The organism is Sphingobacterium sp. GW821-FHT03E03, from assembly GCF_059420745.1.
On sequence record NZ_JBWKUH010000005.1, the window covers coordinates 186,342 to 198,566 of the forward strand.

Sequence of the window (12,225 nt, forward strand, 5' to 3'; positions counted from 1 at the left end):
AATGTTAAAGTGTTTTTTGAGTATGAAGTAGTTAGTATTGAGTATTGAGACCTTGGTGGTACAAGCCTGTGGCTTACCGGTTATTTTCTTTTTTAGTTACATGCCCACTGCTTGTGTATATTTCATTAGGGTACGCTAAAATATTTAGTTATTGTATGGTTTAATTTTTAAATTTGTGTTATGGCAACACGTATCCCTCTTGCAGAACGATTACGACCACATCAATTGAAAGATTATGTGGGACAACAGCATATTGTTGGTCCCGATGCAGTACTTTATCATGCGATCCAACAAAAGAATATCCCTTCAATGATATTATGGGGGCCCCCGGGTGTCGGAAAGACAAGTTTGGCACTGTTGATTGCCAAGGAGTTGGATAGACCTTTCTTTGCCCTGAGTGCAATTCAGGCTGGCGTAAAAGATATCCGTGAGGTCATTGATAAGGCCGAACGGCTGATGAATTTCAATCAGGATCAGCCAATTCTGTTTATTGATGAAATACACCGTTTTTCCAAATCCCAACAGGATTCGCTACTGGGGGCCGTTGAGCGTGGTTTGGTTACACTGATTGGCGCTACGACTGAAAATCCTTCCTTCGAGGTTATATCAGCTTTGTTATCCCGTTGTCAGGTCTATGTGTTGGAGCATCTCTCAGAGAGCGACCTTATTGGCCTGGTTCAAAAGGCACTTCATGAGGATGAGTATCTCCAAAAGCAAGCGATTGCTGTCGAAGAGTATGAGGCGCTGTTACGCTTGTCTGGTGGTGACGCACGCAAGCTGTTGAATGTGCTTGAACTTGTTGTCAATGCCGCAGTTCTCCATAAGGAACCCATTAGCAATGCTTTTGTGCTGAAGCAGGTGCAACAGAATATGGCGATCTATGATAAAGCTGGGGAGCAACATTATGATATTATTTCGGCATTTATTAAATCTATACGAGGATCCGATCCAAATGCTGCCGTATACTGGCTTGCCCGGATGATCGAAGGGGGAGAAGACCCCTCATTTATCGCGCGCAGGTTGTTGATTTTGGCTTCAGAAGATATTGGCAATGCCAACCCCAATGCGCTCTTGTTGGCGAACAACTGTTTCCAGGCAGTGAACGTTATCGGATGGCCCGAATCACGTATTATTCTTTCGCAAACCGTCATTTATCTTGCAACTTCGGTCAAGAGCAATGCATCCTATGAGGCCATTAATAAGGCACAGGCGCTCGTGAAACAAAGCGGTGATCTGTCGGTTCCCTTGCACATCCGTAATGCACCGACTAAACTGATGAAGGAACTCAACTATGGAGCCGAATATAAATATGCGCATGCTTATCCTGGAAACTTTGTGTTACAGGAATTTCTACCCAAAGAGGTTAGTGGTGTGAAATTATACGAACCAGGACAAAATCCTCAGGAGGAGAAGGTCCGACAGAGCCTTCGGGACAAGTGGAAAGAGAAATACAGATATTGAGAAAGTAAAAATGCCGCTACAAAATCTCAATACTCAATACTAACTACTCAATACTAATATATATATTTGTTTTACAAATTGCTTCAATATATGAACATAGTGCCTCTACAGCAAGTAGGACGTTGGGCAGCGATAGCGCTGATCGGACTTACTGTTCTTTCCTGTAAAAAGGATAATCCAAAGCCCGAACCGGAGCCGGAACCAACTGACCGTACCGAAGGTCAGCTTATTAAAGACGATATTTATAAATATTATAAGCTCTATTCCGTATGGGCGGATGGATCTATTCCAGATTATTTAAAAAATCCGGCTCAGTATACCGATCAATATGGTTCGGCGAGTAATGTGCTCGATGCACTCAAAAGGCTGACACCTGTCCATGTGGCGGCCGGTTACGCAGGGGTTTTTGACCGCTTTTCCTTTATGGAAGGTATCAACGGTTACAATATCGCCGAGCAGGCCAGTACAAAGATGGATAACAACGAAGGCTATGGCATCTCAGTACAATGGTTTTCTTTGGATGCAGCTACCGCACGACCTTATATTTCCTTTGTTGAAGGGGGCTCTCCAGCACAATTGGCGGGGTTTAAACGCGCAGATATCATTACATCTGTCAATAATGATAAGGAAAATTATTCGGTTGAAGTGAGCTGTCCAGACGCGGGCCGGACCTGCGAAGTAAAAGATCCTGCTGCCTATAGTCGATTGCGGAATAAAATCAATTCGGCATTGGATGCCGCAAATCTTACCTTGCAGGTGAAACGTGAGGATAATAAGGTGTTCGAAAAACCAATGAGCTATAATAATTCGTATGTGATCAATCCAATATACAAGGATACCATATATCTCAATAGTGGCAATAATGTCGGTTATTTGGCTTTATCATCATTTGAAGAGATCGAAAATAACAATCAGAATCAGAAAAATATCAATGCAGCCTTTACAGCATATGAGACCAAACAGATCAAAAGCCTGATTGTTGACCTGCGGTACAATGGTGGTGGTTATGTCGACGCTGCAATCTATATTGCCGATAAGATCGGTGGTGCCAAGACCAAAGGTAAGCTGATGCTTACTTATGAAATGAATAAGTATATGCAGTCAGATGCCGCCAAGAGTTTAAGGGATCAACTGAACATGCATGATACCTACTTTGAGGGACTAAGTACGTTAAACCTGACTAAAGTGTATTTCTTGGTGAGTGAGGAGACGGCTTCAGCTGCGGAGATGTTGGTCAACGTGCTTACACCACACCTTCCAGTGCAGATTATTGCAACTGAATCAAGAACCTATGGTAAACCAGTTGGTTTTTTCGAGCAGAAAGTCCGGGACAAAGTATCTTATTGGCCGGCTTCATTTATTTTGAAGAATTCACGGGGAAATCTCGGCGAGAAATATAACAAGGGAACTGAATCCGGTCTCCGTGATTATTGGGACGGTCTAGTTCCTGATAAGAGTGGTATCGGTGACGATGTTTCAGCTGACGTCGGAGATCCTAAGGAAAAAATGTTGGCAACAGCTTTAGCTGATGCAGCTCCCACAAGTAAATCACGGGCGGCTATGCGCAGTATTTCTGCACGTACGATCCAAACAGTGGATCAGGGCAAAATGCATGCAAGGCCAGAGCGTGGCATGATCAAGACAAGGAGCAAATAAGTTAGTGCTGCTACAGTGTGCTAATAGCGCACGAGTACGGTATGATAATAGCTCAAAAAGATAGAAAGGTCCCTGGATAATTATGTTATCCGGGGACCTCTTACTTTAATAAAATCTTAATACTAATTACTCATTACTAAATACTAATGAATAACACAGCTGGGCAGCAGCCGCGTCGGGCAAACATTGTAGATGGCCCACGGGCACTTCGCTAATAATTTTTTCCAAAATTGTATTCATACCTGCAAAGAGATCTTTATTCCATCGGATTGCGGTGCAACTCGGTAACACAGCAATAAAGCCCTTGAGTCCTGGTTGCCAGTTAAAGGTATTGGTCGGAGCCTGTTGTAACCGAACGAACGCTTTTAGCGGTAATCGTTCATTTTTATAACAAGGGGTCTTGCCGCTCCACGGCGTTCCATAGATAAAAATGCCCTCCGCTGTTATTCGGACAGCCGGATTATCATCATTGAGCAATACAGTGTTGGGAATATGGGTAAGCCAGAGTCTACTATGTGTGCTTTTTCCAGTTCCACTTTTCCCTAAAAATGCGATTCCAGTACCCTGATGATTGACCACAGAGGCATGGATCATAATTGTCTCGTGTAGGAGGCTGGCCTGGCCAAATATCATCATGGACATCCAGGTAATTACAGCACCTTGTTCATCTGCAGAGCTCTCTGGGACATATATTGTCGATTGCTCAAAGTTGCGGTTACTATATTGATACCATGTCTCATTGCCTTTGTCACTTACGATGGTTGTAATAAAGGTGTTCCCCTTTTCATAAAAACGAAAGCGATCTCCCCAAGCGATGGACTCATCAGTCCGCAAGATTCCCATATCATTTGTCACAGGGGCCTTTTCTAAACTTATATTGATGACAATGTTAGCTTTTTCGTCAACAATATCAATCTGAAAGTCCCGAAAGGAGCCGAGGATATGATTCAAAGCAATATGTGTCGGATGGTTAAACTCCAAAATTAAGTCTGCAATGCGGTAGCGGGTTTGAGATAACTCAGGTGAATTCGTTATATTCATAATTCGGTTCCTATGTGAATAATTACTTCTTGAGCTTGAAGGCTCAGTTCATCTTTTAATATTTATATTGCCTATCCTGATTGTTTTCAGAGCTATCTGGTAATCACAGATACACCTTTAATCGAGGTAGATGCGATGTTGGCATTTATCTGCCAGATGTAAGTCGTGTGTTACAAATAGACATATTTTATGTTTTCCATATTCGAGCAGACGTTGTGTTAACATATCTGAAGTCGTTCTGTCCAGGGCCGAGGTTACCTCGTCAAATAGCCAGATATCACCATTATGCATCAGTGCACGGGCAATAGCGATACGTTGTGCTTGTCCCTCTGATAGACCCATGCCAGATTCTCCCACTAAAGTGTCCACGCCATCTGGAAAATCAAATACAAACTCTGCACAGGCTAGCCAAAGCGCTTTATCGATATCTAGTGGTCCGTCTTCTTTCACATGGAGCATAAGGTTTTCCCGTATTGTTCCACTAAAGAGTGAATTGCCCTGTGGGATATAGGCAAAATTGATGCGATGTTTTGCCTCCAATGATCGTTCGCCATCGGTATCTGCCAATGTGATATCGCCTTTTTCGGCTTTAAGTAGTGATAGCAATAGGCGGATCAAGGTGGTCTTTCCTTTTCCACTCGGACCAATAATTGCTGTTGGCTCACCCACTTTTAGGGAAAGATTTAACTGCTGTAAGACCCATTTGTCTTCGTAACGAAAGGATAGGTCAGTGATGCGCAGTTCTTCTGTTTTGTTCAGGCGCTCCTGTTTTACTTGAGGTTCAATCTCACCTTCCTGTAATTCCAGCAGCCGATCTGCAGATACACGAAAGCGGACGAAGCCAGGGATATAGCCGATCAAGGCAAGAATTGGGCTCTGAATTCGAGCGACCAATTGCAAAAAGGCAGTCATCGTTCCAAAAGTAATCTGTCCGGATTGTAGTCGATAGACTCCCCAGATAAAGGCGACCAAATAACCTGCATTCATGGCGACTTTCATCGCTCCCTGGGTATATGTTGAAAAATTGATCTGACGCATTTTCAGCATAAAGAGCTGCTGTTGCGTTTCGGTCAGCTTCGCACGCCTTTTGGGAAAAATGCCCATGGCACGGATCAGCAGGCGGAAACGCAAATTCTCTTGAAGGACCTTTGAAAAATTACTTTCCTCCTCTTTGACCTCCTTGCTGAGTTTGCGCATTTTACGGAAGTAAATCTTTGAAAAGACAAAGAGGGGTGAGATGGCCAGAATCATCAGAGCCAGCATGGGGTCCATATACCACAAGAAACCCACAGAAGCCAATAATTGGATAATCGTCAATACAAAAGAAAGTACGGTACTGGCGATCGTATTGGCCACTTCTTCACAGTCTGTCTGAATCCGGATCTGGATATCTCCCGTATGCCAATTTTTGATCAACCGCCATACCGATAACATCTGTGCGTCGAGCATATGACGCTGCAATTGAAGTGTCAGCATCAACTTGATGCGCTCCAGCAGACGGCCCGAATAGCCTTTTATTGCTACATTCAGCGTGATACTTCCAATAATGCCTATCAACAGCCATTTAAGGGGTAATTCTCCTGGGGAAGTCGCTACATCAACTGCTTTTTTGGACAGGTATACAAAGATCAGGGAGAGACCGATACAGATCAGTTCCAATACAAAGTATAGAAGCAATCTATCGCGGTAGCCATCGCTGATTGACCATGCCCAGCGCGCATGTTGTTTCAGGCTGTTGTTATTCATTCAGATTATCAATGGAAAGGTTATTTTTCCAATAGTCCTTGTTTTTCAAAATCCGCAAGTAAAACTTTAGCATCGGATTGCGCTTGTTCCTCGTCCACTTCATAGTTGTCACAGAGTAGTTCAACGATTGTAGCTGTGTCAAACTCTTTTCCTTTTAATTGCTCCCAAAGCCATGCTGCAGTGCTGTTTAGGGTGTATACGGTTGATAAATCAACCATATCCTGACTAGGGTCAACAATTAAATGATCTGAACCAATTGTTCTCAATACTAAATCCGATCTTAATTTCATATATAAATTATCTGTATAAAAGTGTATACCCTGGATGGTAAAAATTATATCTTGTTTGGTTCTCCAGCTGTTATGAAATAGTCAAATAATAAATAACAGTGCTCGTGATTGCCTATACAAATATAATTTTCTAGCATAAAGGCCTAAAAGAGCAATTAATTAGTCCAAACTTAACTAAATTGCTCTTTATATGCAAGGATATAGCGATGCACAAAGAGAACATTTATCCTCTTTGCAAATTAATTTGGATATTTAGGTTTGTAAAACGTCTGCGAAATTTTATGGATTTTTTGAATTTAGTTTTTAGTGCCCCTGCTTAAACGATCGTATGGTTTCACGAAGGCCCTGTTTTGCCGTTTTTGGCAGTCTCTGAATGGCTAACGTGAGTTTTATTTTTTTATTGGAAATGACTAGATTACTTGTTAATTTTTTGAGACGCCAAGTGTTTAAAGGCAATGCACGGCTGTGATCCCCTAATTTGGAAAGCCAACGGATAATATGCTTAGGTAGAGGAAAGCAAGGAACTTTTAGCCCAGTTTCTTGTTTCATGACGTTAACAATTTCATTCGAAGATAACGTTTCATCGTCTGCAAGATGATAAATGCCTGTTGCCATCTTCTCGTGTTGTAAAAGGATCTGTTCAATAAAAAAGCAAAAATTGTCTATGGAAAGAAAAGAGCGTTTATTCTTAAATCGGACCAGAGGGTAAGGAATACCCTTACTGACTAATTTATATAATTGGTTTAAGTTTCCTTTATCTCCAGCACCATGCACCATGGGAGGCCGTAAAATAATTAACTTCTTATTAGGGGGTAGATGTTGTTGCATCAGCCATTCTTCTGCTGCCTGTTTTGATTTACCATAGGGAGAAACGGAATTATAACCCGCATTCTCTGATAGGGATTTGGAAGATTCTACCTCTTCTATGGCGGCCAATGAGCTGATGTGGATAAAAATATTAGCTTCCGAGGAGATAAATAGTTGAAAGGCTTTTTTTGCAAGTTCAAAGTTGGCATAAAAGAAGTCCTCTTCCACAGCTTTACCTGTAAAATCATGCGCTTTGCCAACTAAATTAATGATACAGTCAGCATTAAAATTGTCATCCATCCAACTGAGGTTTCTCATTGAAACAAATTTACATTGAAATGGATACCTAAGTTTTTTGCTTAAATGACTCCCTAAAAAGCCACTATCGCCTCCTAAAACTAAAACTTTCATGTTATTCTCCCTAATAACTCTTTTACTATGTAACTAAATGAAAATACTGTTCTAACTGAAATAAGGCTTACGAACAATTTCTCCTTATTTTATATTTTTATAAAAATAATTTGATAATTGTATGAACACCTCCTATTTATTACAAGATTGAAAGAGGTGTATAAATGTGGCCTCAGTGGAGAAAAGTAAAGATGATAATTCGAAATGATTAAAATTCTCCTCATAATTCTAGTAATTAAATAAAAACATGTAAATATACACATATTTTACATGTTTTTATTTACTCAACGTTAAATTAATATAACCTGCTACAGTTTTGTATTAATTTTTTTTAATCTACTGATTTTTAAATGGTTGAAAATTTATTTTTCTTGTGTAAGGGAAAATATCAGGCTAACCTAAGCTATTTTATATAGGTTGAAGGTTCAATAAACCGCTTATTTTGAGGAAATTTATGTGTGAGTGGTTCTTGGATGTGTGTGCATTTTAATAAAATCCTTTGTAATTTATTTGTTTCAAATGGAGAGTGTTTTTCTTAAAGGGTCAATTATGAGGAAAGTTACGCAAAAGCCCATTGCTGACATCATTCACCGATTTAGGATTGTAGGTTTTTTAATTTAACAACAATCCGTCGAAGTAGCCGTATATGGTACCAAGCCAAGCCGCGGAATCTTGCCCAGCTGTGATTTAGATTAATTTCCTTCGCCGAATTTTGTGGAAAATGAACCGAAGCGACAGCAATAATATCTGTCAGGTTAATATATTCCCGTAGGACGAGATTGCCGTCCCCGGCCAGGACGATCTGTCCCTTTTTCTTTCCTACATAGCGATGAAAAACATACTTTCCCTTATGTCTGGCCAATAGGTTACTTCCGGGCTGCAAAGACCCACCGCGGTAAGCGAGCAATAAGACGCTGTCTCCATCCTGAATAAAAGGGCGCATGCTGTCCCCTTTAATACGGATACGGACTTCCTTGCCATCATCTAGCATGCGCTGTACTTCGGCAAAATAGAGCTCATTGGAGATAATACGTGTCCTATTGTCTTCCGAATGTTCGGTCATATATTATTGATTGGGTTGAACAAAATATTGGATCACCGGTTGTAGATAAGTATCTTTCAATAGGACTTTCTTGTTTTCATCCAAGAGATATATTGTTGGAGAAGCTTTGAGGTCGTAAAGATTGAAAGATAAAATTTTGCTATCACTGTCAAAACCATTGATCCATTTTTCAGACATTTCTGGCATATAATTTTCCCATTTGATACGATCGCCCCAGGGATCAACCGCAACAACTTGTACCTGTAGTTGCGAGAATAACTCAACCAATTGCGGTGTATCGCGGAGTTGGTGAATTGTTTCTTTACAATGGGTACAATCGGGATCATAAAAGATCAAAAAGGTGAATTTTCCCTTAGTTTGTGATAGTTTCTGTTTTGTACCATTGGCCAGCTCATAGCTAAAATCCTCAGCGGGTTGACCGACCTTATTACGTAACACCAACTTGTAGATAGGTCTATAGGCCTCTTTCTCTAGATCCGATAATAGATCGGTTTTGATCATATAGCGGAGTACTGACTCGTAGATGATATCATTTCGCATCGGCGAATTACCATCATAAAGATAACGTTCGTATAGTTTGATGAAGTAGTCGAAACTGGTCCTATTGGATTTGGCTTTGTCTAACATCAGGTCTACTGCTTTGTCTCGCATAGCCGAATCAGGTGTTTTTGATAATAACCCAATAAAATCAGCGAGCTGCTGCTCTCCTTTGTCTGGATTTTTAACCTGAGAAGTGTCTTTCATGTCAAACTTGTCCCAGAAATGTAACAAGCTACTGTCTGCGGCACTCATCGTACTCGCTTTTTGCGGTATTGTTTCGTTACTTTCTTTTTTTGATTTATTATTTCCATCACAGGCCCACAAAAGACCTGCAATCATGCCTATCGGCAACCAAAAACCAAGAGTTGAACTTTTCATTCTAATTTAATGCTTAACTTTGCTAAGTTAATAAAACTTTCAAGATTCTATGGATAGAATTATTCGCATAAGCAATTGTGGTCACTGAGTTGCCTTAACAGGTGATTAAATCCATGATGTTTAATGGAATAAGAAGTCTCGCGTAGCAAAAGAATCATCTTTTACGTTAGAAGCCTGGATAGCGAAGAATTTAAGCAAGGTGTAAAGAACGCTTTCTTGACAGTTTAAACCCTCGTGTGTAAATATTTTAGACGATTTAATTAAATAGTTTTACTAATTTTGCGGCAAATGCCAATATATCGAATGAAAAAAGTAATTTTATGGTTTTGCATGATCGGATTTGTGGGCTCAATATACGCACAGACCAATCCTGCCAATATCAAAGTGGATAATCTGACAGATACCCAGATTGAGCAATATGTAAAACAGGCTGCGCTAATGGGTTATGATGAAAGCCGGCTTGATGGTTTTGCCCGTGCACAGGGGGTGTCTGCTGTTGAAGTGCAAAAACTAAAAGATCGTTTGGCGAAAATTAAACGTAAGAAGCAGCAACCCGATCAGTCACAGCGAAATAATACCACCAGTACCACGGGCCGTGCAGTAGGCCGTCAGGTTGGTGGGACAAATACGACTGATTCCCTACAAAATAAACGTACTAATAATCAGGATTCGATTCAGCATGATGATGGAAAATTAAAGATTTTTGGCGCGGATCTGTTTAAAAATAATAGCATTACTTTCGAGCCCAATCTTCGGATGGCGACACCAAGTTCTTATATCATTGGTCCTGATGATGAGATTTTATTGGATATCACAGGTGATAATGAAGCTTCTTATACACTTCCTGTCAGCCCAGATGGAATGATCAAGGTGGAATATGTTGGTCAAATTAATGTTGCGGGTTTATCGATTGCTGCTGCGAAGAGTAAGATTGAACAACGTTTGAGTGGCACCTACCCCGCCATCCGTTCAGGAAGGACCAATGTAAGTGTGACAATCGGTAATATTCGTACGATTCGTGTTACATTGACCGGGGCAGTTACCAAACCGGGGACTTATAGCCTTCCATCTTTAGCGACAGTGTTCAATGCACTCTATGCTTCTGGAGGCCCCAATAAAAACGGCACCTACCGTCAGATGCAGGTGATCCGTGGTAATCGTGTCGTCAGTACAATTGATGTCTATGACTTTTTGGCTAATGGTATCCAACAAGGTAACATCCGTTTACAGGATCAAGATATTATCCATATTCCTGTATATGGAGCGCGTGTTCAGTTTGAAGGCGAAGTAAAACGACCGGCTATTTTTGAGACGGTGGCTGGCGAATCCTTATCCGATATCTTGCGTTATGCAGGCGATTTTACGGAGAACGCCTATACAGCTAAGATTAAAGTATTGCAAACAACAGGACGTGAGCGTAGTGTGCAGGATGTCTATTCCGATCAATTCGCGAATTACACGCCTAAGGGTGGAGATCAATATATTGTCGAACCGATATTAGAACGTTATGCCAATCGGGTATCTGTCCTGGGTGCAGTATTTCGCCCGGGTATATTTGGGCTGGAGCCCGGTTTGACCTTAAAGCAAGTGCTTGAAATGGCCGATGGTGTACGTGAAGATGCCTTTTTGGAACGTGGTATCATCAACCGCCTAAAAGCGGATAATACATCCGAGTTGATTAACTTCAATGTACGTGAAGTACTGGCTGGCACAGCTGCTGACATTCCATTGAAACGTGAAGACAAGATCGAGATCGCCTCTATTTTTGATCTGCGCGATGAATATAAATTTACCGTTCAGGGTGAAGTACGTTTTCCAGGTGACCTGCCTTTTGCGAGTAATGCGACCTTAGGTGATGTGATCCAGAAAGCTGGCGGATTGACCGAAGCGGCTAAAAATGCACGTGTGGAGATTGCCCGGAGGTTTGCCCACCGTAATGCCGGAGATCACAACTCATCACAAACCATTTTAGTTGATATTAAAGATGGCATGCTGACCGATCAGACAATTGCTTTACAGCCTTATGATGTGATTTCGGTGTTAGGCGATGCCGGCTTCCGTACGCAGCGTCAGGTGACAATTGAAGGTGAAGTATTATACCCCGGTGTTTATACTATCTCAAGGGAAGACGAACGCATTTCCGATATCATCAAGCGCGCTGGTGGTTTGACTACTTATGCTTATACAGAAGGAGCCTCGTTAAGACGTACAGGTATGTCTAAATTAAAAGCAGAGGAGAAGAAAGAGAAAGAACGCCTAAGGAAAGAATTGGAACAGGACAGTTTAGACGATAGCAAGGGTGATACTAGCGATCAAAATAAAGAAAACGAAGAAGGAGATGCAAACAGTTCTAAGGCAAAAAATAAGGCACTTGCCAAAGTATCACAACAGGGTATGTCTGCTGATGATATTGAGCCAAGTGATCTTGTCGGTATTGAATTAAACAAAATTTTAGAAAAGCCGTATGAAAAGGGAGATCTTCTAGTTTTAGATGGAGACATCATCAACGTACCAAAAGAATTGGAAACAGTGAAAGTGGTGGGTGAAGTTTTAAATCCGAATAATGTGGTCTATGTCAAAGGTAAAAATTTAAAATATTACGTGAACCAAGCTGGTGGGTTTACGGATAATGCATTGAAAAAACGTGTTTTCGTTCAATACGCTAATGGTGCAGTAAAAGGGAAAAATGGAGGTTATCCTGAAGTGAAGCCTGGAGCTGAAATTATTGTGCCTAAGCGAGCTCCGAAAGAAAAGTTGAGTTCGCAAGCTTGGATAGGTATCGGAACTGGTGTTGCCTCTACGTTGGCGATTATTATTAGTTTATTTAAATAA

The 12,225-nt window shown here is 41.1% G+C and carries 9 protein-coding genes; 3 read left to right on the plus strand and 6 right to left on the minus strand.

Annotated features, from left to right (window positions below; translation table 11 throughout):
- The first annotated feature begins 180 nt into the window (after window positions 1-180).
- Window positions 181-1,461, plus strand: a complete 1,281-nt coding sequence (locus tag AC07UV_RS08575; protein ID WP_282251210.1) for a replication-associated recombination protein A — start codon at window positions 181-183, stop codon at window positions 1,459-1,461.
- A gap of 90 nt (window positions 1,462-1,551) precedes the next feature.
- The gene (locus tag AC07UV_RS08580) at window positions 1,552-3,117 is read left to right on the plus strand and encodes a S41 family peptidase (protein WP_495183364.1); all 1,566 of its coding nucleotides are present in this window, start codon (window positions 1,552-1,554) and stop codon (window positions 3,115-3,117) included.
- Window positions 3,118-3,243: 126 nt separating this feature from the next.
- Here the strand turns inward: AC07UV_RS08580 and AC07UV_RS08585 are convergent, their stop codons facing one another.
- The 6 genes from AC07UV_RS08585 to AC07UV_RS08610 all read right to left on the minus strand — a co-directional run bounded on the left by AC07UV_RS08585 (window position 3,244) and on the right by AC07UV_RS08610 (window position 9,393).
- Entirely contained in the window at window positions 3,244-4,158 is a 915-nt protein-coding gene (locus AC07UV_RS08585) for a hypothetical protein (protein WP_495183365.1), read from the minus strand.
- Between the two features lie 117 nt (window positions 4,159-4,275).
- On the minus strand, window positions 4,276-5,904 hold the full coding sequence (locus AC07UV_RS08590; protein ID WP_495183366.1) for an ABC transporter ATP-binding protein: 1,629 nt from the start codon (window positions 5,902-5,904) through the stop codon (window positions 4,276-4,278).
- A 20-nt stretch (window positions 5,905-5,924) separates the two neighbouring features.
- The gene (locus AC07UV_RS08595) at window positions 5,925-6,194 is read right to left on the minus strand and encodes a PqqD family protein (protein WP_282251204.1); all 270 of its coding nucleotides are present in this window, start codon (window positions 6,192-6,194) and stop codon (window positions 5,925-5,927) included.
- A 303-nt stretch (window positions 6,195-6,497) separates the two neighbouring features.
- Window positions 6,498-7,412, minus strand: coding sequence for an NAD-dependent epimerase/dehydratase family protein (locus tag AC07UV_RS08600; protein ID WP_495183367.1), 915 nt, complete (start codon window positions 7,410-7,412; stop codon window positions 6,498-6,500).
- A 595-nt stretch (window positions 7,413-8,007) separates the two neighbouring features.
- Window positions 8,008-8,475: a S24 family peptidase gene (locus AC07UV_RS08605; protein WP_495183368.1), complete on the minus strand. Its 468-nt coding sequence runs from the start codon at window positions 8,473-8,475 to the stop codon at window positions 8,008-8,010.
- A 3-nt stretch (window positions 8,476-8,478) separates the two neighbouring features.
- Window positions 8,479-9,393: a DUF5106 domain-containing protein gene (locus AC07UV_RS08610; RefSeq protein ID WP_495183369.1), complete on the minus strand. Its 915-nt coding sequence runs from the start codon at window positions 9,391-9,393 to the stop codon at window positions 8,479-8,481.
- Window positions 9,394-9,696: 303 nt separating this feature from the next.
- Here AC07UV_RS08610 and AC07UV_RS08615 point away from each other — a divergent pair, with 303 nt between their 5' ends.
- Window positions 9,697-12,225: an SLBB domain-containing protein gene (locus AC07UV_RS08615; RefSeq protein WP_495183370.1), complete on the plus strand. Its 2,529-nt coding sequence runs from the start codon at window positions 9,697-9,699 to the stop codon at window positions 12,223-12,225.